The organism is Kitasatospora sp. NPDC056076 (assembly GCF_042266305.1).
In the GTDB taxonomy this organism is placed as follows: Bacteria; Actinomycetota; Actinomycetes; order Streptomycetales; family Streptomycetaceae; genus Kitasatospora.
This window is the reverse complement of record NZ_JBHJWG010000060.1, coordinates 15,630-40,768: the sequence shown is the minus strand read 5'-3', so window position 1 is coordinate 40,768 and position 25,139 is coordinate 15,630. Positions and strand designations below refer to the sequence as shown.

15 protein-coding genes are annotated in these 25,139 nt (G+C 71.9%); 7 read left to right on the top strand and 8 right to left on the bottom strand.

The window, feature by feature from the left end:
* Positions 1-523 precede the first annotated feature (523 nt).
* Both ACFC1T_RS34260 and ACFC1T_RS34255 read left to right on the top strand, forming a co-directional pair.
* On the top strand, positions 524-7,894 hold the full coding sequence (locus ACFC1T_RS34260; protein ID WP_375895476.1) for a polymorphic toxin-type HINT domain-containing protein: 7,371 nt from the start codon (positions 524-526) through the stop codon (positions 7,892-7,894).
* A 13-nt stretch (positions 7,895-7,907) separates the two neighbouring features.
* Entirely contained in the window at positions 7,908-8,396 is a 489-nt protein-coding gene (locus tag ACFC1T_RS34255) for a hypothetical protein (protein WP_375895473.1), read from the top strand.
* Between the two features lie 228 nt (positions 8,397-8,624).
* On the opposite strand, the gene ACFC1T_RS34250 is transcribed toward ACFC1T_RS34255, so the two are convergent.
* Complete coding sequence (locus tag ACFC1T_RS34250) at positions 8,625-8,996, bottom strand: HGxxPAAW family protein (protein WP_375895471.1); 372 nt, start codon at positions 8,994-8,996, stop codon at positions 8,625-8,627.
* Between the two features lie 100 nt (positions 8,997-9,096).
* Between ACFC1T_RS34250 and ACFC1T_RS34245 the strand changes: the two genes are divergently transcribed.
* Positions 9,097-9,582: a MarR family transcriptional regulator gene (locus ACFC1T_RS34245; protein ID WP_375895468.1), complete on the top strand. Its 486-nt coding sequence runs from the start codon at positions 9,097-9,099 to the stop codon at positions 9,580-9,582.
* 88 nt (positions 9,583-9,670) lie between these two features.
* On the opposite strand, the gene ACFC1T_RS34240 is transcribed toward ACFC1T_RS34245, so the two are convergent.
* The 6 genes from ACFC1T_RS34240 to ACFC1T_RS34215 form a co-directional block, all read right to left on the bottom strand.
* Positions 9,671-10,900 carry an acetylhydrolase gene (locus ACFC1T_RS34240; RefSeq protein ID WP_375895465.1) on the bottom strand — a complete coding sequence of 410 codons (1,230 nt, stop codon included), beginning with the start codon at positions 10,898-10,900 and terminating at the stop codon, positions 9,671-9,673.
* 201 nt (positions 10,901-11,101) lie between these two features.
* Positions 11,102-11,464 carry a hypothetical protein gene (locus ACFC1T_RS34235; protein ID WP_375895463.1) on the bottom strand — a complete coding sequence of 121 codons (363 nt, stop codon included), beginning with the start codon at positions 11,462-11,464 and terminating at the stop codon, positions 11,102-11,104.
* Between the two features lie 308 nt (positions 11,465-11,772).
* Positions 11,773-12,213, bottom strand: coding sequence for a hypothetical protein (locus ACFC1T_RS34230; RefSeq protein ID WP_375895460.1), 441 nt, complete (start codon positions 12,211-12,213; stop codon positions 11,773-11,775).
* Between the two features lies 1 nt (position 12,214).
* Entirely contained in the window at positions 12,215-12,580 is a 366-nt protein-coding gene (locus ACFC1T_RS34225) for a hypothetical protein (RefSeq protein ID WP_375895457.1), read from the bottom strand.
* An 80-nt stretch (positions 12,581-12,660) separates the two neighbouring features.
* The gene (locus tag ACFC1T_RS34220; protein ID WP_375895455.1) at positions 12,661-13,095 is read right to left on the bottom strand and encodes a hypothetical protein; all 435 of its coding nucleotides are present in this window, start codon (positions 13,093-13,095) and stop codon (positions 12,661-12,663) included.
* Positions 13,096-13,422: 327 nt separating this feature from the next.
* Positions 13,423-16,659, bottom strand: a complete 3,237-nt coding sequence (locus ACFC1T_RS34215) for a putative bifunctional diguanylate cyclase/phosphodiesterase (protein WP_375895452.1) — start codon at positions 16,657-16,659, stop codon at positions 13,423-13,425.
* Between the two features lie 150 nt (positions 16,660-16,809).
* Between ACFC1T_RS34215 and ACFC1T_RS34210 the strand changes: the two genes are divergently transcribed.
* The 3 genes from ACFC1T_RS34210 (at position 16,810) to ACFC1T_RS34200 (ending at position 22,736) form a co-directional block, all read left to right on the top strand.
* Positions 16,810-20,175, top strand: a complete 3,366-nt coding sequence (locus ACFC1T_RS34210; protein WP_375895449.1) for an amino acid adenylation domain-containing protein — start codon at positions 16,810-16,812, stop codon at positions 20,173-20,175.
* Positions 20,172-21,032, top strand: coding sequence for a leucyl/phenylalanyl-tRNA--protein transferase (locus ACFC1T_RS34205; protein WP_375895446.1), 861 nt, complete (start codon positions 20,172-20,174; stop codon positions 21,030-21,032). The genes ACFC1T_RS34210 and ACFC1T_RS34205 overlap by 4 nt, the downstream gene beginning before the upstream one ends.
* 78 nt (positions 21,033-21,110) lie before the next feature.
* Positions 21,111-22,736: a hypothetical protein gene (locus ACFC1T_RS34200; protein ID WP_375895444.1), complete on the top strand. Its 1,626-nt coding sequence runs from the start codon at positions 21,111-21,113 to the stop codon at positions 22,734-22,736.
* A gap of 84 nt (positions 22,737-22,820) precedes the next feature.
* On the opposite strand, the gene ACFC1T_RS34195 is transcribed toward ACFC1T_RS34200, so the two are convergent.
* Positions 22,821-24,050, bottom strand: coding sequence for a serine hydrolase domain-containing protein (locus ACFC1T_RS34195; protein WP_375895487.1), 1,230 nt, complete (start codon positions 24,048-24,050; stop codon positions 22,821-22,823).
* Between the two features lie 271 nt (positions 24,051-24,321).
* On the opposite strand from ACFC1T_RS34195, the gene ACFC1T_RS34190 reads away from it, so the two are divergent.
* A partial coding sequence (locus ACFC1T_RS34190; RefSeq protein ID WP_375895442.1) for a helix-turn-helix domain-containing protein occupies positions 24,322-25,139 on the top strand: 818 nt, incomplete at its 3' end.

Below are 25,139 nucleotides of genomic sequence, written 5' to 3'. Positions count from 1 at the left end.
GTGGCGCGATCGGCCCGACGGAGGTCAGTGCGAGTACGAGGGCGACCGCGACGGCGTGGGAACGCCGGGGCGGATGCCCGGTTCTGCGCATACCGAAGGAGGCTCCGGACGGAGCGGGCATGGTGAAGCCCTTTCGAGGAGAGGTGGGTATGTCCGGCTGCGGACATTCGGATCGTCCGCAGAGGTATTTCAGCAAGCTGCCGCATTACTGATTCGTCGTCAATCACATAAGCAAAACTGATGCCCGCTTTGACGGACCGTCCACCGATTTCGTTCAGCGTGATGTGAATCACGCCCTCAGGAGATCCTCAAGCCGCTCGACCGCTGGATCGTTAGCGCCCTATCCTCCTGCCGGAGTTGCTTGTCCGCGCCATGTCGTACGTGACAACTCAGCTGGGGGATCATGATGTTGAAGAACAGAATCCGCTTCCACCTACGGCGAACAGCCGGCCGGGAGGGGCCGCCGCCGGTCAGGGCAAGATCCCGGGTGGCCGTCGTGAGTTCGTTGGCGATCCTGAGTTCGATGCTGTCGCCCGTGGTGCCGGCCCTCGCAGTGGCCGCCTCCGGGGACAAAGGCCAGGTGTGGTCGCCGCCGAACACGCCGCTGCCGCGCACCGCCTCCGTGCCCGGGAAGGCGGACACGCCGAAGTCGTCCACCCCGCCGACCGGTTCGCCGGACTGGGTGCCGCCGAAGTCCACGCCGCAGCCGAAGTCCGGCACCGCGGTGGTGGGCCTGGACGAGGGCGGGGCCAAGCAGGCGGGCGACCTCCCGGTCTGGCTGGCACCGGTCGCGTCGAAGGGGGCCGTTCCCGCAGGGCAGGTGCAGGTGCGGGTCGCCGACCGCGCGGCCGCGACCGCCGCCGGTGTGACGGGCACCCTGGTCGCCCTCTCGCGCGACGAGGCGGGGGACACCGACAAGGTGCGGGTCGGAATCGATCCGCACACCCTGGGCTACGGTGGGGACTTCGGGAACCGGGCGCGGCTGGTGGCGCTGCCGGAGTGTGCGCTGAGCACGCCGGACGCCGACGGTTGCCGGGTCAGGACGCCGGTGGCGTCGCACTACGACGAGAAGTCGAAGCGGCTGGTCGCGGACGTCGACCTGCCGGCCGCGAAGGCCACGACGGCTCGGCAGCGGGCCGAGTCGTTGTCGGCCGGCGTCGCGGAGTCCGCGCCGAAGGTGCTGCTGGCGTTGGACGCCGCGCCGTCGAGCGGAACCGGCACGTACAGTGCCACACCTCTCTCGTCGAGCCAGAGTTGGGCGGCGGGGAGCTCGTCGGGGTCGTTCACGTACAGCTACCCGATCCAGCTCCCCCCGGCCCTGATCGGGAACCCGCCGGCGTTCTCCCTGGAGTACGACTCGGCGTCGGTGGACGGGAAGACGGCGTCGACGAACGCCCAGGCCTCCTGGATCGGCGACGGCTGGGACGTGAACGTCGGCTTCGTCGAGCGCTCCTACCGGGGCTGTGACAAGGCGGGCATTCCCGGTTCGGGCGATCAGTGCTGGGGTGGTCCGAACCTGACGTTGTCGTTGGGTGGTCACTCGGGTGAGCTGGTGCCGGAGGACTCGTCGTGCGTCGCCGGGTCCGCGACCGATGAGCAGTCGCGGTGCAAGTGGCGGCTCAAGGGTGACGACGGGACGAAGGTCGAGTTCCTGACCGGCGCCAACAACGGCACCTGGAACGGTTCCTATCTGAAGGTGACGGACACCTCGGGGACGGTGTACTACTTCGGGCTCAACCAGCTTCCGGCGGCGGACGGTTCGCCGAGCAAGGCGGGTCCGGAGAGCAAGTCGGCGTGGACGGTTCCGGTGTACTCGCCGAACCCGGGCGACCCGTGCTACGACGGGTCGAAGGGCAAGGGCTCCTTCTGCCAGACCGCGTGGCGGTGGAACCTCGACTACGTGGTCGACGCGCACGGCAATCTGACCACGTACGCCTACACGCCCGAGACCAACTGGTACGCGCGCGGTGGCGCGCAGAACGCGGGCAAGGGTACGAACACCGCGTACACGCGTGGTGGGGTGCTGGCCGCGATCACCTACGGGCAGTTGCTGTCGGACCAGTTGGGTGCGGGCGGTTCGTACCAGTCCGCGGCGCGGGTCGACTTCGACTCGGGTGAGCGGTGCGTGTCGGACGCGGCGGCGTGCGATCCGGCGCAGCGTACGGCGGCGAACGCCGCCAACTGGCCGGACGTCCCGCTGGACAAGCAGTGCGCGCAGAACGACAGCTGTGCCAACTACGGGCCCAGCTTCTGGTCGACGAAGTGGCTCAACGCCGCGACCACGTCCATCCGTTCGGGCGGCTCCTACCGTCCGGTGGACCGTTACGACTTCACCCATGTGTTCAAGAAGCCGCAGAACGCGACGGAGAACGCGCCGATCGCCTGGCTGCAGTCGGTGAAGCACACCGGCAAGGACACCGCCAACGGGCAGGCCGAGCAGGTGCTTCCGGTGGTGACGTTCACGGATCAGCTGCTGCCCAACCGGGTGGACGGCCTGGTGCCGGCGCGTCCGCGCTACAACCGGCCGCGCATGGCGGTGATCACCACGGAGACCGGTGGCAGCATCGTCGTCTCCTACAAGCAGGAGCAGTGCTCGCGCACGGCGGGGCGAATGCCGACGTCGGCCGACGGTGACACCCTGCCGTGCTTCAACGTGAAGTGGTTCGACACGCAGGTGCAGTCCACGGTGGACGACTGGTTCCTGCGCTACCCGGTCGACACGGTGACCGTGGACCCGAACGGCAACCTGGTCTCCGGTTCGGTGCCGACGACCGTGAGTTACAGCTACGGCCCGGCGGCCTGGCACCGCAACGACGGCGCGCTGGTCGAGTCCGACTACCGGACCTGGGACCAGTTCCGCGGTTTCGCGAGCGTGACCGCGGTGAAGGGTTCGGGCAAGGACGGGCCGCAGGCCAAGTCGACGACCAGCTACTACCAGGGCATGGACGGCGACCTCAAGGCCGACGGCAAGCCCAAGGGCGCCACGGTCGCCGGCGTGAAGAGTGGCGGCCGACCCGACTCCGACTGGCTCTCCGGGCAGATCCTGGAGACCGACACCTACGCGGACGCCTCGGCCGACGCCGGCTCGCCGCTCGGCTACGAGGTCGACACCTACGAGAACCCGTCCGCCACGGCCACGCACGCCCGCAGCGGCCTGCCGGATCTCGTGGCCCGGTACGGATCCACCAAGGCCACCAAGGCCGCGACGGCGGTCACCACGACCGGCACCCGCACCACCACGACGGTGACGAGCACCGACCCGGTCAACAACAACCGGGTCACCAGCTCGCTGAGCACCGCGGACGGCACCCCGGACGTCTGCACCCGCCAGACCTACGCGACCGGTGGCAACCCGCAGATGACCGCACTGGTCTCCGACGTGCTCGTCGTCTCCGGCGTCAACGCCTGCACGGCCGGCCCGACGTCGGCCACCACGGTGTCCGACACCCGCACGCTCTTCGACGGCCAGGGCTTCGGCAGCGCCGGCACGAAGGCGGACGTGACCGGGACCCAGGTGCTGGACGGCTACGACGCCAACGGCGTGGCGCAGTACGTCACCACGAGCACGAGCACGTACGACCAGTACGGCCGGATCGCCTCGGTGACGGACCCGACGGTCACCGACAGCGCCAACCCGAACGGCGCGGTCACCACCACGGCGTACAGCTCGGCCAACCCGGGTGAGCTGCCGAACAAGGTGGTCACCGGGACCCCGGCCCCGGCCGGCGCGCCGGACGCGGGCACTGCCCGTACCAGCACCGTCACGCTCAACCCCGCCCGCGCCATGGCGCTCACCTCGGCCGATGCCAACGGTCGCACCACGACCAAGGCGTACGACGGTCTGGGGCGCTTGAAGGCGGTCTGGCTGCCGGGCCGGGACACCGGGGCCGGAGCCAACTTCACGTACGACTACGCGGTGAACGGCACCAGCGCGCCCTCCACCGTCACGACCAAGGCCCTGCGGCCGGGCGGCACGGCGTACGGCACGTCCACGCAGATCCTGGACGGCTCGGCCCGGCTGATCCAGACCCAGACCGACCCGGCGATCTCCGCCTACCAGGGCCGGATCGTCGCCGACACGTTCTACGACTCCCAGGGGCGGGTGGGCCGCGCCTACAACGCCTACTACGAGGACACCAACAAGCCGAACACGACCCGGTGGATCCCGGACGGCGCGATGGTCCCGAACCAGAGCGTGGTGCAGTTCGACGGCCAGGGGCGTGCCGTGAGCACGCAGTTCGTGGCGCTGGGCAAGCCGCAGACCACGACGACGACGGCCTACCCCGGCGCTGACCGGGTGGACGTCACGCCGCCGGCCGGAGCCACCGCGACCAGCACGGTCACCGACGCCCGCGGGCGCAAGACGCAGGTGTGGCAGTACCGGACGGCCGCGGCGACCGGGAACCCGGGCGACGCGGACGTCACCAACTACACCTTCACCCCGGCCGGAAAGCCCGCCAGTCGGGTGGACGCGGCGGGGAACACCTGGAGTTACACGTACGACCAGCGCGGTCGCCAGGTGAAGGCCGACGACCCGGACACCGGCGTCCTGACCCAGGCCTACGACGGTGCGGGGCGGTTGGCGTCGACGACGGACGCGCGTGGTCAGACGGTGGCGATCACCTACGACCTGCTGGGTCGCAAGACGGGGACGTTCAACGGTTCGGTCGCTCCGGCGAACCAGTTGACCGGCTACGCGTACGACACGGTGGCGAAGGGGCAGTTGAGCTCTTCGACGCGGTACGTGGGCGGGGCGGGTGGTTCGGCGTACACCAAGTCGGTCGGTGAGTACGACGTGGCGTACCGGGCGACGAAGTCGACCGTGTCGATCCCCGGCAGTGAGATCGGCGCCAGTGGTCAGGTGAGCTTCGACTACTCGGCTGCCTTCAATCCGGTCAGTGGTTCGCTGGTGTCGGAGACGCGTGCCGCGGCGGGTGATCTGGCGCAGGAGGCGGTCACTTACAACTACGAGGAGTTCGGGCAGCTCAACGATATGAGCGGCGCCGGGTACACCTACCTGCGGCAGGCGGACTGGGACGCTTACGGGCGCAACATCCGTGACACGATGAACCCTTGGGGGACCCAGGTCGTCTCGACGAACACCTACGACGAGTCGACCGGGCGCCTGCTGACGCAGTACGTGGACAAGCAGACGGCCACCACCGGCACAGTCCAGAACACCACCTACGCCTACAACCCGGCAGGCCGGATCACGGCGGTGCGCACGATCCCGGACAACAGCCCGGACCGGACCGACCTGCAGTGCTTCACCTACGACTACCTGGGGCGTCTCACGACCGCGTGGTCGGACACCGGGCGGCTCAACCAGCCCACCCCGTCCCTCGCCGGACAGGGCTCGTGCGCCAACGCGACGCCCACCAGCGGGGCTTCGACGGCGGGTACCACCACCGTGGGCGGCAGTGCGCCGTACTGGCAGGACTACACCTACGACGCGGTCGGCAACCGGACCAAGCTGGTCATGCACAACCCGACCGGCGACCAGTCCAAGGACCTGACCATCGGCCAGGACGTGCCTGCCGCGGGGAGCCGCAACACGGGGACGGGTGCGGGTGGTCCGCACGCGCCGTCGGCCGTGAAGTCGACGTTCCCGAACAACGGCAGCACGCCGGGGAGTTACCAGTACGACGCGGCGGGCAACACGACGAAGATCGCCAACCCGGGCGCGAACAAGACCCTGGGCGCGGGCTTCGTGCTCAACCCGGGCGAGTCGGTGCGCTCCAGCAGCGTGCAGCTCACCATGCAGTCGGACGGCAACCTGGTGCTGACCTCGCTGCGGACCGGTGTGGTGACGTGGTCGACGAACACGGCCAACCACCCGGGTGCGTGGGCGACGATGCAGGACGACGGCAACTTCGTGGTCTACGACCCCCAGCGGGTTCCGTTGTGGTCCTCGCAGTCGTGGGTCGGGCCGAACAGCAAGTACTTCGCGGTCGTCCAGGACGACGGCAAGTTCATGGTGTACGCACCCGGCTGGGCCCCGAAGTGGGACTCCCACACCTGGAACGCGGTGGACGCGGCCAACGGCGCGGACCTGACCTGGGACGTCGAGGGCAAGCTCGCCACGATGAAGCAGGGCGGCGCCACCACCTCCTACGTCTACGACGCGGACGGCAACCAGCTGGTCCGCCGCAACCCCGGCAAGGTCACCGTCAACCTCGGCGCCGGCGACGAACTCACCTACGACACCGGCGCCAAGGCCAGCACCGGCACCCGCTACTACGCCCTCCCCGGCGGCGTCACCCTCGTCCGCCAGGGCGCGAACGCGCTGACGTACCAGTTCTCCGACCACCACAACAGCGGCACCCTGTCCATCGACTCGGCCACCACCAACGTGAACCGCCGGTGGACCGACCCCTTCGGCGTCCTGCGCGGCTCCGGCAGCGGCAACGCCTGGGCCGGCGACAAGGGTTACGTCGGCGGCCTCAAGGACGACGCGACCGGCTTCACCAACCTGGGCGCCCGCCAGTACCAGCCCGGCACCGGCCGCTTCCTCAACCCCGACCCCGTCATCGACCCGGCCAACCCCCAACAGTGGAACGGCTACGCCTACAGCACCAACGACCCCACCAACCTGAGCGACCCGAGTGGTCTCCGCCCCGAGGGCGTGTGCGGCGGCTTCGGCACCTGCGAGACCGCTCACGGGGACATCATCACGGAGACGTTCAAGCCGGAAGGCCACGGCGCCTGGACGGAGGAGTACTGGAGCTCGGATTCGGGCACCAAGAAGTACCCGAACATCGTCAGCCCGCACTACTTCCTCATCACCAGGGGCGGAACGCTCTGGGGCAACGTCCGCGAGGCTGCCGATGCCACGACCTACATTCCGGGCCTGAACGCCCTCGGCACCGTCGTGGGCGCCGGCATGGACATCAAGGACGGCCACTACCTGGACGCCGCCGAGGGCCTCGTGGGCCTGATCCCCGGCGGACGCGCAGTGGGCGCGGCCGGAAAGGCCGAGAAGACGGCGGCGGCCGCTGCGAAGGACTTGGAGAAGGCGGAGGAGGAGGCCGCAGCCGCATGCAAGAACCCACTCCTCGCCGCCACGCACAGCTTCTTGCCCGGCACCAAGGTACTTCTGGCGGACGGCACGACCAAGCCGATCGAAGACCTCCAGATCGGCGACCAGGTCGAAGCCACCGACCCGGCCACCGGCAGGACCGAGTCCAAGCCCGTCACCCGCACGATCCGTACTCCCGACGACAGCGAGTTCACCGACCTGGCTCTGCAAGGCAGTGACCCTGCAGGTGGATCCGGAGCGGTGGAAGAGCTCACCAGCACCCAGCACCACCCGTTCTGGGACGAGTCCACACGCCTCTGGACCGACGCTGCGAACCTCCGCCCCGGAGACAAGGTCCGTACCGCAGATGGTCGGACTCTTACCGTCCGGACAGTGCGGAACTACGAGACGGCCCCGCAGGTCGCCTACGACCTCACCATCGCCGACCTCCACACGTACTACGTGTTGGCCGGTGATGTGCCGGTCCTGGTTCACAACACGGGAGGAATCCCCGAGTGCTTCGCCGCTGGTACTCCGAAGGTCCGGCCGAAGGATGGCAAGGGCGGTGACATGGTGGTCGATGCTGATGGATTCGTCCACCCGCCTACCGCCGAGGACCTCCAAGCACTCAACGTGGACGGGGTGTCGACCTTCGGGAGTGTCGGCGCACTGCGCCAGGAAGGATTGAGGGGCAAGGTCCGGAACCCGACCACGCCGCTGCCCGACGGGGTCGGCATGATCGCAGACGGGACCGACGTCGGTGGGACGGCTCCCGCCGGGCACATTACGCTCTACCCGACCAGGAAGATGCCTCTGGCTGACTTCAACGAGCTGCTCAAGGGAATGAACTGGACGAACTCCGCTGTCCAGCACTGATCAGGGAGGAACAGTGGACAGTTCGAAGTCCGACCAAGACCTTTGGGCGCTGGTCGTGGCAGCTGAACAGCAGGTCGCGAGGGCGCGCGCGGACTTCTATCGGAACGCGGGTGCGCGCCAGGACGTTCTGGTGGCTGCGCTTCAAGGATCGACCTGGGAGCGGGGAACAGCGCTGGCGTTCCTCCAGAGACTTCCGGACGATGTGGTTCCGTTGCTCGGACAGTTGGTCGACATCTCGATGTCACCCAAGTTCGCACTGGAGGCAAGGAAGGCGATCGCGTCCAGGAACCCCCAGGTGACGAGGCCGGCGGTGCGGCGGCTCGTGGAGGAGCGGCTGTCGGCCGCTGATGCGGACGATTGGCGCCGGCTGGCCGAGTTGCTCGACTTCCTGGGCGATCGGGAGGGGATCCGGGAGCTGGTCGCGCGGGCCGCGGCGAACGGTGACCCGGAGATCCGTGAGGTGGGCGAGGACTTCTCCGAGGGGTCGGAGGAGAGCTCGTGACGCCATTCACCGCCGCCCGTGGCATGTCGGTCTGACCGACGCAGGACGCACGGTGGCCCCCGTCGAGCAAGGTGCTCGACGGGGGCCACCGTGCGGTCGGCCCAGTACCGGCCGGTCCGGAAGAAGCCCTTGGTGTCGGTGGAGCCGGCCTGCGACGGGATGTTCTTGTTGTGGGACGTCGCGGACCGTCCCAGGAAGCCCCGCCCGAGAAGCTCGCCCGGGCGGGCCTCAGGCGTTGGCGCGGGCTCGGGGGCGGCCGGGTGCGGTGGTGGGTGTCCCGGTGGTGGCCGGGTGGGGGTGGCGGCGGGCGAGGCGGCAGCCGAGGCAGTGGGGGTGGCCGCCGTTGCGGGCGGCGGGGTCGGGGGTGCGCCAGTGGCGGACGTGGGGTGGGCGCGGGCCGGTGGGTTTGCCCCAGCCGGCGAGGTGGAGCAGCCAGGCGGCGAGTGCGCCGAGGGCGGTGAGGGCTGCGCCGGCCCAGAGCCCGGGGGGCGAGCCGAGGACGAGGGCCGTGCCGGCGACGGCGAAGCCCGCGGTGGCGAGGGCGGTGCCGGTCCAGCCGGCGACGGTGTGTCCCATGTCGTGGTCACCGTGGGCGCTCATGGATCCTCCTGTGGTGTGAGATGGACGGGTGGCGGTGGACGGCCGGTACCGGTTCGTTTATCTCACGAGATAAGTAACTTAGATGCTAAGGAGATCCTGGGTGAAGGGCAAGCCGCGCCCCCGGGCGACGCCCGAGCAGGCGCTGTACGCGATGGACCGGATGATCGCGTTGGCCCAGTTCGGCCAGCAGGACATCGCCGCCCGGCTCGGGCTCAACGTGACCGACCTGACCTGCCTCGGCTTCGTCATCGAGGCCGCCCTGGCCGGTGAGCCCCTGGCCGCCGGCGACCTCGCCGAGCGCGCCCAGCTGACCACCGGGGCCGTGACCGGCGTCCTCAACCGGCTGGAGAAGGCCGGGTACGCGAGCCGGGAGGCCGACCCCGGCGACCGCCGGCGGGTGCGGGTGGTGATGGCGGACGACGCGCAGCAGCGCATCCTCCAGGTCTACGGACCGTTCTACGAGCGGATCGGCGCGCTGTTCGCCGACTACACGCCGGAGGAGACCGCGGTGATCGCCGACTGGTTCACCCGGGCGCGGGGCGTGCTCGCGGAGTCCCTGGACGAGATCCGGGCCGGGACGCCGTAGTACGGCATCCCGGCCCGGTGGTCCCGGTCCGATGGTCTCGGTCCCCGGTGGGCGGCCGCACCCCCGGGGCGGCCGCCCGTCCTGCTCGTCAGGGGAGGAACCTGACCTCCGGGAACGTCGGCGAGGGCCCGTCGAGGAGGGCGCTGCGGCGGTGGCGGAGGTGGGCGTCGAAGAAGGCGAGCGGGTAGGACTGCTGGATGCGGGTGGAGCGGTCGGCGGGGAGGGTGCCGACCATCTGCTGGATCTGCTCGACGGGGATGCCGAGCAGCGCACCGAGTTGCGGCATCAGGACGGCCGCGTCCTCGTAGGAGTTGTGGCGGACGCCGTCGGCCTGGATGTTGAGGTGCCAGCCGCGCAGGTGGTTCCAGAAGGTGACGGCGTCCGGGTTCCGGTCGCGGCCGAACTCGGCGGTGATCATCATGAACGGCCGGTCCAGGTCGGTGACGGTGATCGCCGCCATCGGACCGTCGATGGCCAGCCCGGCCCGGACGCGGCGGTCGGCCATGAGGACGGCGGCGGTGGCCGAACCCCCCTTGGACCAGCCGAACATGCCGACGTCGAGCGGGTCGGGGGCGCCGAGGAGGCCCTCGGGAAGTGCCTTCCCGTCGACGTCGGGGTTGCGCCCGGCGGCGAGTTCCTCGACGCAGTCCAGGACGAAGCGGGCGTCGGCGGCGCAGTCGTTCGGGCCGATCCTGGGGGCGCCCTCGATCCACGGGGTGAGCACCCGGCCGTCGGGGAACTCGGTGAACGCGTCCCAGGTGTGGTCGACGGTGACCACGACGTAGCCGTGGCTGGCGAGTTCCTGGACGATGACCGTGTTGACGGCCCGGTGGGCGTGGGCGCCGTGCGAGTAGACGACGACGGGCAGCCAGCGGCCGGCGCGGTGGCCCGGGCGGTGGACGGGTGCGCCCTGGCGGGCGGCGGTGAGCGGGGCGGCGCTGAGCGGGATCTTGTAGCCGGCGTCGTCCAGGAACGCCTTGAGGGCGCCGTCGCTCAGCCAGGGGGCGAGCGGGAGTTCCTCGGCCGCTCGGGCGGGGTACCAGACGCTGGCCATCAGCTCGCGGTACCGGCCGGGGCCGGCGAACGGGTCCGGCCGGGAGGTGTCGCGCAGGTGCAGGGCGACCGTGCCGATGCGGTGCGGGCCGGTGGGCGCGGGCAGGGTGAGCCGGCCGGGCGTCGGGCTGCCCGGGGTGGTGGGGGCGTCGGCCCGGGCGGTGGAGGCCAGACCGAGCGGGGCGGCGGCGCCCAGGGCCAGCGCGGTGCCCAGCATGCGACGGCGGGTCAGTCCGGTGGGGCCGGTGAACGGCGTGGTGTCCATGCGGAGGACGCTGTCACGGGGCGCGGGGGAGCGGCATCAGCCCGCCGGTTGATCTCCGGGCAGGACGCATTGGTCCACGGGTTTACATCCCCGGGCTGATGCGCGGGGGAGGCCGGAACGTGCCGGAGCCCGGGCGCACGGTGGGTCTCCGTGCGCCCGGGCTCCGGGGTGCCGATCAGCTCTTCCGCCGTGCGGGGAAGCTCAGTTGAGGACCACGACGTCGGTGCGCATCGGCAGCGAACTGCCCCAGGCGATGTCGATCTTGAAGGTCACGATCCCGTTGCCGGGGGCGATGCTCGACACCTGGAAGGCGGCGGCGCCCACGAAGCGGTTCCCGTTGGAGTCGATCTCGGAGGCGGTGATCACGACGGTGGAGTCGATCCCGATGACGTTCCAGGACAGCTGGAGGTTGAACGTCCCGTGCGAGGGGGTCCAGGTCCACCAGGCCCGGTTCACGGTACCGACGTTGCCGCCGATCGCCGCGAGGTCCTGGCCGTGGCCGGTGGGCTGCGAGTGGCCCGCGATCTGCGGGATCTCGGAGGCGGAGGATTCGACTGCGGTCATGGCGTCACTCCTTGCGCCGGGAGAGCCCCCACGAGCTCTCCGGATGCTTCGAGTGTCGGTCAGTGTGCGGAGCTTCGACAATCACTCGTGAGAGTGAACTCCCCTGGAATGTCGGCGAGTTGGCGTGCACAGCGGTCAGGTTTCATTGGGAGGTGTCGACTCGTTGGGGCGGGGGCCGGGTCACTTCTGCTTCTTGACGTCCTCGATGAAGCCCCGGATGCCGTCGATGGTCGCGACCCAGCCGAGGAGGGTGACGAGCCCGCGGCCGATGGCCAGGAGGGCGGAAGCGATGAATTCCATGATGTCCTTCAGCTGTGGTGGTGCTGCTGGGGTCCGGCCGTGCCGGCGCCGTCCCCGTCTTCGGTGATGTACGCGACCTCCCAGGCCCGGAACCTGAGGCGGAAGTTGGGCGAGAGGATCTCGAAGACCGGCGGCAGCTCGCGGCCGTACTCGTAGTACTCGATCATGTCGATGCCCTCGGGCTCGACGTCGGGTATGCCGACCCGGCCGTCGGAACTGACCGAGTCCTGTTCCATGCGCAGTTCGCCGACATCCCGGAACTCCAGCGCGAACGGCCCGTGCCGGTCGTGCCGGAAGTCGACGGTGAGGGTGAGCTTCGGGTGCCCGCCCAGCCGGAATCCCAGCAGCGCGGTGTCGTTGTGGAGGTCCAGGTACCGGCTGCCGGCCTGGAGCTCGATGGTGTGCAGTGGCGGGGACCAGGAGTCCAGGCCGATGAATCGGGCGTGCACGTCAGTTTCCTCGTTCGTGTGCGTTCCGGCGGCGGGAGAACAGCCTTCGGAAGAAACCTTCCCGGGCCCGGTCGTCGTCCGCGTACCGTTTCAGTTCCGGATGGGCGTCATCGGGCCTGTTGTGCCCGGTGTCGAGATCCTCGCCGCCCGGGGTGGACACCCAGCCGTGGGCGGCCCAGACCGATATGCCGTCGTTCGTCACCTGGACGGTGAAGGGGAATTCGGCGGTGGGCGGCTCCTTGCTGTGCACGACGAACGTGTCGCCGGGCTCCATCCAGAAGTCGCTGCCCTCGGGTTCGAGCATCATTTCCGTGCGCCGGTCGCTACGGTTCTCGATCGCGACCTTGAATTCCACCAGGTGCTCCATTGCGCCAGTTTCGCATGGCACGGTCCGGAAGTTCTCCGGAATCTCGGCGAGTTCGGTGATGGCAGTGGGCGAGCACCGTCTCAGGCCTCGTGCGCGGCGGCCCGAACCTTCTCGATGTCGGCGACCAGGGCTTCCACCCGCCTGTTCACCGTCGATCCCGAGCCGTAGCCGGCCAGCATCGGCAGTTGGTCGGACTTTCCGCCGGCGAGCACCAGTGCGGGGAGGTCGGAGGAGAAGAGCGTGCCCGGGAGCGTGGCGCATTCCACCCTCTCGATCTCGGACCATTCGTACGACCGTGCCCGGAGCAGTCCCGAGTACTTCACTCCCTTCGGCCCGAAGGAAACCCCGTACATCGGAGCACGAACTGTCAGGAACAGCGCGGGAACTCCGGTGAGGACGATCGGGATCAGGTCGTCGACCCGGTTGGCGAACGCGGCCGTGGAGACCGCGACCAGGGCGCACACGATCCCGATCAGGAAGTAGGCGACTGCCCAGGGACTGCGCCGTTTCTGCATGGTGTTACCCCCGTCACGTTGTGCGCCGGCGCGCCTTCCGGGTTCGGCCGTCGACTCCTCGGGGGCGGGTGCGACCCGGAGGTGCGCCCGAGGGTGTCGTGACATCAGGACTCTCTCAAGGGATGGCCGTGGTTGGTAAAGACTTCTCCAAGTTCGAATGACAATCTCTCATTCCCGGCGGGCCGTCCATGGCCGGCTGGGATGAAGATTCCGTAACGGATCGCTCGGCCGGGGCGCTGATTGGTGATGGTTTGTCGAGAAAAGGGGGAAACGGCTGTCGGCCGCCGGACGGCACCGCCCTGCTGACGGGCCCTCGGCTCGTCCGCCTCAGGCCGGCTCGAAGGTGGTGCGCCGGACCAGGGCGCGGGCCTGGGCGCCGTCCATGGGGTGGGCGAAGAGGTAGCCCTGGCCCAGGGGGCAGCCCATGGCGGCGAGCAGGTCGCGTTGGTCGGGGTGTTCGATGCCCTCGGCGATGACCTGGACGCCGAGGGTGTCGGCGATCCGGGTGATGCCCTCGACCAGGGCGTACTGCTGGGCGGAGAGGCCGAGTCCGTCGATGAAGGACTTGTCGATCTTCAGCAGGGAGATCGGGAACTCCCGCAGGTAGGAGAGCGAGGAGTAGCCGGTGCCGAAGTCGTCGATGGCGAGGCCGATGCCGAGGTCGCCGAGGACGGCCATGTCGGCGCGCAGCCGGTCGTCGCGGCGCATCAGGACGGATTCGGTGAGTTCCAGGACGAGGGTGCGCGGGTCGATGCCGGAGGTGTCCAGGGCGTGCCGGACCACGTCGACGAAGCCGGCGTCGCGGAACTGGCGGGCGGAGACGTTGACGTTGACGCGCAGCGGGGGGCGGCCGGTGGCGGAGCGGGCGGCGGAGCTCGCGGAGTGCCAGGCGGCGGCCTCCTCGGCGGCGCGTTCGAGGACCCAGGCGCCGAGCGGGACGATCTGGCCGCTCTCCTCGGCGAGGGCGATGAACTCGTCGGGCAGCACCATGCCGCGCTGGTCGTGCGGCCAGCGGACGAGGGCCTCGAAGGCCACCAGGTCGCCCGTGCGCAGGTCGACGATCGGCTGGTAGTACAGCTGGAAGGCCGATTCGGCGATGGCGGAGTCCAGGTTCTCGTTCATCTCGTGCCGCTCCACCATCCCGGTCTGCAGGGCGGGCCGGTAGTGGCACCACTGGCGGCGGCCAGCCGCCTTCGCCGAGTAGAGCGCGAGGTCGGCGTGGGCCAGCAGCTCGGCGGAGTCCACGCTGTCCTCGGTGGTGGACACCCCGATGCTGGCGCTGACCCGGACGGCGCCGGCGCTGAGCTTGAACGGTTCGGTGAACACCGCGAGCACGCCGGCCGCGATGGTGTCCACGTCGCTCGGGCACGACGCGTCCTCGACCAGGACGGCGAACTCGTCGCCGCCGAGCCGGGCCGCGGTGTCGGAGCTGCGCAGCGCGGTGGAGACCCGCAGCGAGACGGCGACCAGCAGTTCGTCGCCGACCGCGTGGCCCTGGGTGTCGTTGACCACCTTGAAGTCGTCCAGGTCGATGAACAGCACCCCGGTGACGGCGCCGCTGCGCTCGCCGCGGGAGAGCGCGTGGCCGACCCGGTCCTGGAACAGCACCCGGTTGGCGAGGCCGGTCAGCGAGTCGTGGAAGGCCCGGTGGGTCAGCTCGCGCTCCATCTGGCGCTGCTCGGTGACGTCGCGCAGGGTGAGCACCAGGCCGCCGACGGTCGGGTCGTCGCGCAGGTCGGTGTAGCGGACCTCGGCCTCGATCGGGGTGCGGTCCTGGCGCAGCAACCGCCAGTGCTCGCGCGGCTGGTCGCCGCGGGGCGGCTCGGCGGAGCCGCGCATCCGGGCCAGCGCGCCGCCGACCTCCCGGCTGTCCTCGGGCGGGACGAGGTCGGTCAGCCGGGTGCCGTTCAGGTCGGGGTGGCCCAGGACGCGCTCCGCGGAGGAGGAGGCGTAGCGGATGCCGTCGTCGGCGTCCAGGATCAGGATGACGTCGCTGGCGTTCTGCACCAGGGCGCGGAAGTACAGCTCGCTGTTGCGGCGGGTGACCTCCTGGCTCAGCACCACGCGCTCCACGGCCAGGGCGGCCTGGGCGGCGAGGATCTCCAGCGAGCCCCAGAGGCTGGTCAGTTCCTGCTCGGTGCCGGTGACGACCAGGGCGCCGATGAGCGGGTCGCCGGAGGGGCGTTCGGCCAGCATCAGCGGGCTGACCAGGGCGGCGGGCATGCCGCCGAGGTGGGCGGGGAGGTCGTCGGAGCCGACGGGCAGCAGGCGGGTCTCGCGGTGGGCGGCGAGGCGGGCGAGGGCTTCGCCGTGCTCGTCGTGGTCGCGCTGGTTGGCCCGGTCGTCGTGGTCGTCCCGGTCGTCGTGGTCACGCCGGTCGTCCCGGTCGTCCCGGTCGTGCCCGGTGGTCGGCGAGGCGGCGTCCCGGCGGTCGTCCTTGTGGTTGCCGGCCCGGCGGACGTGCAGCACCCCCGATTCGGTGACCGCGAGCAGGGCGACGTGCCCCCGCTCGGCGGGCATCAGGGTCGCGGCGGCGGACTGGACGGCGTCGGCGACCTCCGCCACGGTGACGGCGGCGGTCAGCCGCGCGCCCGCCTCGCGCAGCGTCCGCTCCCGGGCCACCGCCTCGCGGCGGGCGACCACCACCACGGCCAGCCGGGCCAGCACCAGCAGGTAGAGCAGGGCGGAGAAGGCGCCGATCACGCCCGCGTTGCTGGTGTTCCCGGCCAGGGACTCGATGATCAGCATGCCGGGCGCGATCAGCGAGGCGAGGGTCAGCAGGGTGAGCCGGCCGGCGGAGAGGTCCGGCTGCTGGGTGGGGACGGGCCGGGTCAGCTCGACCATCGAGGGGTGCAGGGCGGCCGCGCCCCAGGCGGTGTAGAAGGCGGCCCAGCCGAGTTCGACCCCGGTGCCGATCCGCCAGGTGCCGTGCAGCTGGATCAGCCCGTAGAGGATGTCGGAGGTGAGCAGGCCCAGGGCGCCGACGGTGAGCAGTTGCAGCGAGCGGGAGTTGCCGCCGCGCGGGGTCAACAGCCGTAGCAGCAGGGCGAGGACGACCACGTCGCCGAGCGGGTAGGCGATCGAGACGGCCTTCTGGATCCAGCTGAGGTCCGGGTTCCGGGCGTACGGGAGGATCAGGTAGATCCAGACCAGCAGGGCCAGGCCGAGGGTGATGATCAGGGCGTCCAGCAGGCCGGCGCGGTCCTGGCGGGCGGTGCGCCAGCGGATGAAGCCGACCAGGCCGACCGCGTAGAGCAGGAACTCGGCCAGGTAGAAGCCGTCGGCGACGGACGGGAACGGGTTGTTCAGGTGCAGGATGTCGAGCTGCAGGGCCTGGACCGCCTCGCCGATGGTGAAGCTGAGGTTGGCCAGTGCCAGGACGTACCAGGACGTCGGGTGGCGGGGTCGGTTGAGCCGGACGCCGACCACCACGGCGGCGACGCCGCCGAGGCCCATGCCCGTCCACCAGATGATCCGCAGCCCGGGGTCGGCGAAGTAGATGCCGGTGAACAGCACCATCCAGAGCAGGTAACAGACCATCAGGCGTTGTCGCCGGCGAGTCAACGAGGCTACCTCCTCCGCGACACCACCCCGCCGGTCGGGCGGGGGAGTTCGGGCGAGGGCGGGTCTTGCGGACGGCCCTCCGGGGCCGGTCGGCCCACGGGGGAGCGGCGTCCGGCGGGCTGTGCGACGGACGTTGTAGGAGTCCCCTGAGTGCGTATAGTCGGAAATGTCGCACCTCCCAGCATTCTGCCGCTTCAGCACGAGGTCAAGCCGGTGGACGACGCAGTCGACAGCGCACGGGGCGTACGCGCGGATGTGAGGTCCGGGCGTCACGCCGTGGTACGGAACGACGACGGCCAGTACGCGCTCTGGCCTGGGGACTTGACCCTGCCCGACGGTTGGCGCCAGGTGTACGGGCCGGACGGGCGGGAGCAGTGCCGGGCCTGGGTGGAGCGCAACGGGTCGGCCGCGCCGCGGCGCGGCGCCGCCGGTGCCCGGGCCGGCTTCGCGGACACCGTGCACGGACTGTTCCGCACCCGGGCCGCGCACGACCCGTCGGCGGTCGCCGTGGTGAGCGAGGAGGGCACGCTGAGCTACCGCGCGCTGGACGCGCACAGTGACCGGCTGGCGGCCGAGCTGCGGGCCCGGGGGGTGGGGCCGGAGCAGGTGGTGCCGGTCTGCCTGGGGCGCGGGGTGGAGCTGGTGGTGGCCTGGCTGGGGGTGCTCAAGGCGGGCGGGGCCTTCCTACCGCTGGACCCGGCGCACCCGCAGCGGCGGCTCGCGGGGCTGGTGGCGGACTCGGGGGCGCGGGTGGCGGTCACGGACGGGCACGGGTTCGACGGGGTGGAGCGGGTGGGGGTGGACATCGGCGGTCCGCTGCCGGCCGGGGCGGGGGACGGCGCCACCGACCTCGCCGCCCGCGACGACCTCGCCACCCCCGACGACCGTGCCACCCCCGACGACCTCGCCTACCTGATCTACACCTCCGGCACCACCGGCCGGCCCAAGGGCGTCCCGGTCACCCACCGTTCGCTGCTGTTCACCCTCGACCGGGTGGTCGGCGCCTACGGCCTCGCCCCCGGCGAGCGGGTGCTCCAGCTGGCCGCACTCGGCGCCGACACCGCGCTGGAGCAGGTGTTCTCGGCGCTGCTCGCCGGGGCGACGGTGGTGCTCGGCGGCCGCGACACCTGGGCGCCGACCGAACTGGTCCGCCGGCTGCCCGGGCTCGGCCTGGCGGTCGCCGACTTCACACCCGCGTACTGGCACCACGTGCTCGACCTGCTGCCGCCCGGCGGACCGGCCCCGGCCGGGCTGCGGCTGGTGGTGGTCGGCGGGGACGTGGTGCACGCCGACGACTGCCTGGCCAGCGCGGAGCGGCTGCCGGGCGTACGGCTGCTCAACGCCTACGGCGTGACGGAGGCGGCCGTCACCTCCCTGCACTGCGAACTCACCCCCGGGCTGCTGGACTCCCCGGCCGCCCACGTGCCGATCGGCCGCCCGCTGCCGGGGGTGCGGGTGCACGTGCTGGACGGGCGGCTGCGCCCGGTACGGCCCGGCGAGCGGGGGGAGATCCACCTGGGCGGGCCGGGCCTGGCCCGCGGCTACTGGGGGCAGGCCGGGCTCACCGCCGAATCGTTCCCGCCCGACCCGTACGCGCCGCTGCCCGGCGAGCGGATGTACCGCACCGGCGACGCCGGGCGCTGGCGCGCCGACGGGCAGCTGGAACTCCTCGGGCGCTTCGACGACCAGGTGAAGGTGCGCGGCCACCGGGTCGACCCGGCCGAGATCGAGGCGGTGCTGGCCGGCCACCCGGCGGTGCGGCAGGCCCGGGTCGCGGCCGACGGCAGCGCTCCGGACGGCAGCCGCCTGCTCGTCGCGTACTACACGCTCGGTGACCGGGCGGAGCGGCCGGAGGGGCTGCGGGCGTTCCTCGCGGAGCGGCTGCCGGAGTACCTCGTCCCGGCGGAGTACGTCGCACTGGAGGCCATGCCGCTCACGGCGGCGGGGAAGATCGACCGGCGCGCGCTGCCGCGGGCCCCGGTCCGGGCCGACGTGCCGGCCGTGTCCGCAGGCGAACCGGTCCCGGGCGAACCGGTCCCGGGCCGAGCGGGCGAGGGGGAGCCGAGCGCCGTCGAGGCCGCCGTCGGCCACCTCTGGGCGGAACTGCTCGGCGCCGAACTCGTCCGCCCCGACGACGACTTCTTCGCCCTCGGCGGCACCTCGCTGCTCGCCATGGAGATGCTCGCCCGGGCCCGGATGATGTTCGGCCTGGACGTCGGCCACGTCCGCACCCTCACCCGGGCGCTGCTGCGCTCGCCCGTGCTGCGCGACTTCACCGCTGCCCTCCAGGCCGCCCGCAGCGGCACCGCCCCGGGGGAGGCCGCCGTCGACTGGCAGGCCGAGGCCCGGCTCACCCACCCCGTCGGCCAGTCCTGGAGCCCCGCGCCCTCCCGGGCCGAACCCGCCGAGATCCTGCTCACCGGAGCGACCGGCTTCTGCGGCGCCCACCTGCTGCACGAACTGCTCGCCACCACCGGGGCGCGGATCCACTGCCTGGTCCGCGCGCCGGACCAGGAACACGCCTTGGAACGGCTACGCGCCACCCAGCAGCGGTTCCTGCGGCACGACCTGGCGGACGCCCGGGTGGTTCCGCTGGTCGGCGACCTGGCCGCCGAGCGACTCGGTCTGACGGAGCATCAGTTCGACTGGCTGGCCCGCCACCTGGACGCGGTGTACCACCTCGGCGGGCTGGTCAACTTCCTCTACCCGTACCACCAGCTGCGCGCGCCCAACGTCGACGGCACCCGGGAGGTGGTCCGGCTCGCCGGACACAGCCGGGGCGTGCCCGTGCACTACCTCTCCACCCTCGCCGTGCTGGCCGGGTTCGGCGCGGCCGGCGTCCGCGAGGTCACCGAGCGCACGCCGCTGGCCCACCCCGAACGGCTCGGCGTGGGCTATGTGGAGAGCAAGTGGGTCGCCGAACAGCTGCTGCACAACGCGGCCGCGAGCGGACTGCCGGTCACCGTGCTGCGCACCAACGACGTCACCGGGGACCTCGCCACCGGGGTGATGAACACCGGCACCGAACTCTGCGCGCTGATCAAGTACTTCGCCGACAGCGGCAGTTGCCCGGACGTCCGGCTGCCGCTGGACTTCGTGCCGGCCGACCGCTTCGCCCGGGCGGTCGCCCACATCGCCGCGCACGCGCCCGCCGACGGCGAGGTCTACCACCTCACCTCGCCGAACCCGGCCGGGCTCCCCGAACTCGCCGACCGGCTCCGGGCGCGCGGCCACCGGATCGCCGAACTCCCGTACCGGCACTGGGTGCAACGGCTGGTCCGGTTCGCCGCCGGACACCCGACCCACCCCGTCACGCCGTTCGTGCCGCTGTTCGTCGACCGGGCGCCGGGCTCCCGGCTGTCCATCAGCGAGCTGTACTTCCAGCCGGTGTTCCCCCGCTTCGACCGGCTCAACACGGAAGCCGCCCTGGACGGCAGCGGCATCGAACTGCCGGACGTGGACGCCGGGTTGCTGGACCACTACCTGGCGCGGCTGACCGACGAGGGATTCCTGTGACCCGGACGGTGCCGGACTTCGACGCCCTCGACCTCCACCGCGCGCCGACGGAGGGGCCGGTGGCCTTCGGCGGGGTGCTCGGGCCGCAGACGCTGCTGTCGGCCTACCGGCGCGGACTGTTCCCGCTGCCCGCCGCCGACGACTACGCGGCCGCCTACAACGAGGCGCTGCACGGGGACGCCGTCGAGGCCGGTGAGGTGGCCCTGCTGCCCGGCGGGGCGGACCCGTACGCGCTGGCGTGGTGGTCACCCGACCCGAGGCCGGTGCTGCGGCCCGGCGCCGTCCGGCTGCCCCGCCGGCTCGCCCGGCGGCTGCGCGCCGCGGGCGCCGCGGGCGGCGCGGACGGCGCGGGCGGCGCGGGCGGCCAGGGCGGTGCGGGCGGTGCGGGCGGCGGTGCGAGTGGTGTCCCGGAGTGGTGGACGACTGCGGACCGGGCCTTCGGCGCGGTCCTCGCGGCCTGCGCCGAGGGGCGCCAACCCGCCTGGCTCACCGAGGAGTTACGGTCCGTGCTGGTCGAGCTGCACCGGCTCGGCGCGGCGCACAGCGTCGAGGTGTGGGAGGGCGAGGAGCTGATCGGCGGGGTCTTCGGGGTGGCCGTCGGGGCGGCGCTCAGCCTGGACTCGATGTTCCACCGCCGCCCGGACGCCGCCCGGATCGCCGTCGCCGACCTCGGGGCCCGGTTCGGCGCCGCGGGCGGGCGGCTGCTCGACGCCCAGTGGGACGGGCCGTACGTGCGCAGCCTCGGGGCCGAGCCGACCGGGCGCTCCCGCTATCTCGGGGAGCTCGCCGCGGCGGTCGGGGGCCTCGCGGCGGGTACACTGCCGGACGGTCGACTGCCTGTCGCGCGGCTGGTCTGACCTGCGGTTTCAGGGTGCCGGGGGATTCCGTTGGCCTGTCTTCGACAAACTTATTCCTCGTCAGTAACATGACGCCGCGTGTTCAAACCCTCGATAGGCCGGGCCGCGCCCGCAGCCCTGCTCACCCTCATCCTCGCCGGAACGGCCGCGTGCGGGCCCACCGGCTCCGGCAGCACCCCGCAGGCCGCCATCGAACCGGCCGCCGCCACCAGCACCGCCGACACCGGCGCCACCACCGCCGGGGGCGGCCCGGCGGGCGGCGCCCCCGGCTCCGGCGCGCCCCGCGCCCGGGCCGGTGCCGCCTCCGCCCGTCCGACACCGACCGCCGGCTCCGGCACCGGCAACGTCACGGTGGCGCCGGCCGGCGACCAGCAGGCCGCCATCGGCACCCCGGGCAAGGACGGCGGCGCGGTCGCGGCCGCGACCAAGGCCCTCCAGCTCACCGCGTACGACCCGGGGAAGGGCACGGCCGTGCTCACCGCCGGTGGCGCGAGCGCGGCCCCGAGCACCTCGCCGAGCACCCCGTCGAGCGCTTCGCCGAGCGCTTCGCCGAGCGCTTCGTCGAGTGCCGTACCGACCCCTGCGCCGAGCACGAGCGCGACCCCGTCGGGCACCGCAACGACCGCCGCCACCACCACCGCCGCGGCCGCCGCCGTGCAGCCCGGCCAGCTGCTCGCCAGCCCGCCCACCGCCGCCGCCCCGCAGGGCGCCCTGGTCGCCGTCACCGGCGCCACCCCGGGAGCGGGCAACACCGTCAACCTCACCACCCGGCCCGCCACCCTCACCGAACTCCTCGGTGGCACCGAGGCGGACGGCCAGGTGCCGATCGACGTGCACGGCATCCAGGTGACCCCGCTGGTCAAGGACCTCAAGGCCACCGCCGGCATCGACGGCAACGGCGTGAAGGCCGACGCTTCCGGCACCCTGGGGATCGACGTCAAGGCCCCCGTCCCGCTGCCCGAGGGCGCGAGCCTGGACGCCTCCGGCTCCCTCCAGCTGCACCCGGCCGTCCACTTCGCCTACCACGGCGCGCAGGCCACCAGCCCGCGCACCGCCTCGATCGGCTTCGACCTGGGCGCCCAGGCGCACTGGAAGGTCACCGGCGACGTCGCCCGCAACACCGGCGCGGCCCCGATCCGGGTCCCCTTCGCCAAGCTGCAGGCCAGCCCGGTGCTGACCGTCGCGGGTCTGCCGGTCGTCGTCAACCTCGGCCTCACCTGCTACCTGGAGGTCAGTGCCGACGGCCAGGTCCACCTGGAGACCGAGCAGGACGCCACCGGCACCTGGGCCGTGCGCGCCGACTACACCGGCGGCAAGGGCTGGACCCCGGTCACCAGCGCCGACACCAAGGTGTCCCCGGTGCACGTCCGCCTCAACGGCAAGGCGTCCGTCCGCGCGGCCCTCGGCGTCGAGGCCAGCGTCGGCCTCTACGACACCGTCGGTGTCCAGGCCGCTGTCGCCCCCTACCTCAGCGCCAAGGCCGACGGCTCCCTCGCCGTCGACCTGCCCGGCAAGGGGCCCGAGGTGAAGGGCAGTTGGGCCCTGGTCGGCGGCGTCGACCTGAACGGCGCGCTGACCGCCCACCTCAAGATCTTCGGCACCCCGCTCTTCGAGAAGAGCCTGCCCTTCCCGCCGTTCCACAAGGAGTGGCCCCTGCTGACCGGCTCGGCCACCCTCCCGGCCCCGAAGCCCAGCAGTAGCTGAGCCCGCCCGGAACCCCTTGGGGAGTGGGAAGTCGGCGGGTCCGACCTCCCACTCCTCCTGCACACGGGCACCGGTGCCGGTGCGTCAGTCCTCGACGGCCTGGTAGACCGTCGTCCAGAAGTCGTGGATCAGCCGCGCCGAGTGCGGTACGGACATCCCGACCTGGGTGAGGAGGAGACCGACGACCCCGTTCTCCGGGTCGGCGTACGTCGAGGTGCCGCTGCCGCCGTCCCAGCCGAACTGGCCGACCGGCGCGTAGTCGCCGCGGTAGCTGCGCACCGCCATCCCGAAGCCCCAACCGCCGTGCTGCCCCTGGCCGTACGACAGGTGGACGTTGTCGCGGGCCAGTGCGGTCCGGGCGGCGGTCTGCTCGGGGGAGAGGCGGTTGGTGGTCATCAGCTCGACCGCCGGACGGGACAGGACCCGCTCGCTCCCGTGCATCCCGTGGTTCAGCAGCATCCGGAAGTAGGCGTGGTAGTCGTCGGCGGTGGAGGCCAGGCCGCCACCGCCGCCCGGGAACGCCGGAGGGCTGCTCCACCGTCCGTCCGCGGGCTCGTCCCAGACGGTGAACTCCCCGCTCCGCGGGTCGGGGGCGTAGAGCGGGGGCAGCCGGTCGAGCTTGTCGGCGGGCACGTGGAACCCGGTGTCCGACATGCCCAGCGGGTCGAGGACGCGTTCGCGCAGGACCTCCTCGAACGGACGCCCCGTGACCCGGGCGACGAGCACACCGAGCAGGTCGCTGGCGATGTGGTACTGCCAGCTCTCGCCGGGCTGGTGCATCAGCGGGAGCGTGCCGAGGCGGCGCAGCCACTCGTCGGGCTCGGGCATCGGCACCGGCAGATCGGGCGTGAGCCCCTGCTCGAAGACCGCGTTCATGATCGGCGTGCCCAGCGCGGTCAGATCCATGCCGAGCCCGAAGGTGCTGGTCAGCACGTCGCGCACGGTGATCGGCCGCTTGGCCGCGACCGTGTCGTCCAGCGGGCCGTCGAGCCGCTTGAGCACCCGCCGGTCGGCGAGCTCCGGCAGCCACTGCTCCACCAGGTCGTCCAGCCGCAGTTCACAGGTGTCGAGCAGGGCCACCGCGGCCGCCACCGAGACCGGCTTGGACGTCGAGGCCATCCGGAAGACCGTGTCCCGGCGCATCGGGGCGCCCCCGCCGTGCTCCATCGTCCCGAGCGCTTCGACGTGCGCCTCCCCGCCCCGGCTCACGAGGGCGACGACCCCCGGGATCCGGCCGGAGTCCACGTGGCGCGCCAGCACGTCGTGCACCCGGCGCAGTCCCGCTTCCGAGAAGCCGCTGTTGCTCCCGGCCATGACCATGGCGGATCTCCCCCTGCATGAGTGTTCGGTGATTGCTGAACAATGTTGAAGCTACATTGCGTTCAGGAAATCGTCAACGACGTTGGAATGGCAAGATGTGCTGCAAATGCTGGGAAGCGAGGGCTTTCATTGCAATGGCTGTGGTGCTGAATGCAATGGATGACGGGAGTGGGCATTGCAATGGTGTGGCGGTGAACGCATACTGCGGAGCGGAACCGCGCGGAGTGTGCGGAGTGTGCGGACGGACGGGAAGGAGCGGCAGCTGATGCCCGGAGGCAGGCTCACCGACGAGGAGCGCCGGACCATCGCCGAGGGGCTGGCCGAAGGCCTCGGCTACGGCGGGATCGGGCGACGGCTCGGGCGCCCGGCCTCGACCGTCCTGCGGGAGGTCACCCGCAACGGCGGTCCCGAGGACTACCGGGCCGACCAGGCGCAGGAGTCCACCCGGGACCGCGCGCGCCGCCGGAGGCCGGAGCGTCCGCCGGAGCCGGCGGCTCCCGACGACGGTGACGGGCGCGATCCCCGGCAGCTCCGGGAGTTCGAGGAGTTCTTCACCGCGCTGCTCGAACGGCAGGGGCTGCCCAGGATGGCGGCCCGCGTGCTGGCCTGCCTGTGCGTAGCCGACTCCGGTGCCGCCACCGCCGCGGAGCTGGTCGGCCGCCTCCGGGTCAGCCCGGCCTCCGTCTCCTCCGCCGTCAACTTCCTCGAACAGCAGGGGATGGTCCGGCGCGAGCGCACACCCGGCGAACGCCGCGAGCGCTACGTCATGGGCGACGACATCTGGCTCCGCTCCGCCCTCGCCGCGCTGCGGATGAACGAGGAACTGATCGCGGCGACGCGGCGCGGGGTGGAGGTCCTCGGTCCGGCCACCCCGGCGGGTGCCCGCTTCGACGCCTCCGCGGAGTTCCTGCTGCTGATGAGCGAGGCCCTGCACCTGGTGCTGGAGCGCTGGAACGGGCGACGGGGGGAGGAGTGGGGAGTCGGGCCCCCCCGCCGACCCCCACCGGGGTGCGCAGCCCCACCGGGGTTACGCGAGGGGGCGCGGCCCCCGGGGGCCCCCGAACCACAGGGGAACCGCCCCCC

What these genes read in the sequence shown, in the direction of transcription:
- ACFC1T_RS34240 (WP_375895465.1), bottom strand. Translation starts at nt 10,900, where the DNA reads ATGGACACCACGCCGTTCACCGGCCCCACCGGACTGACCCGCCGTCGC.
- ACFC1T_RS34250 (WP_375895471.1), bottom strand. Translation starts at nt 8,996, where the DNA reads ATGAGCGCCCACGGTGACCACGACATGGGACACACCGTCGCCGGCTGG.
- ACFC1T_RS34220 (WP_375895455.1), bottom strand. Translation starts at nt 13,095, where the DNA reads ATGCAGAAACGGCGCAGTCCCTGGGCAGTCGCCTACTTCCTGATCGGG.
- ACFC1T_RS34225 (WP_375895457.1), bottom strand. Translation starts at nt 12,580, where the DNA reads ATGGAGCACCTGGTGGAATTCAAGGTCGCGATCGAGAACCGTAGCGAC.
- ACFC1T_RS34195 (WP_375895487.1), bottom strand. Translation starts at nt 24,050, where the DNA reads ATGGCCGGGAGCAACAGCGGCTTCTCGGAAGCGGGACTGCGCCGGGTG.
- ACFC1T_RS34260 (WP_375895476.1), top strand. Translation starts at nt 524, where the DNA reads ATGCTGTCGCCCGTGGTGCCGGCCCTCGCAGTGGCCGCCTCCGGGGAC.
- ACFC1T_RS34235 (WP_375895463.1), bottom strand. Translation starts at nt 11,464, where the DNA reads ATGACCGCAGTCGAATCCTCCGCCTCCGAGATCCCGCAGATCGCGGGC.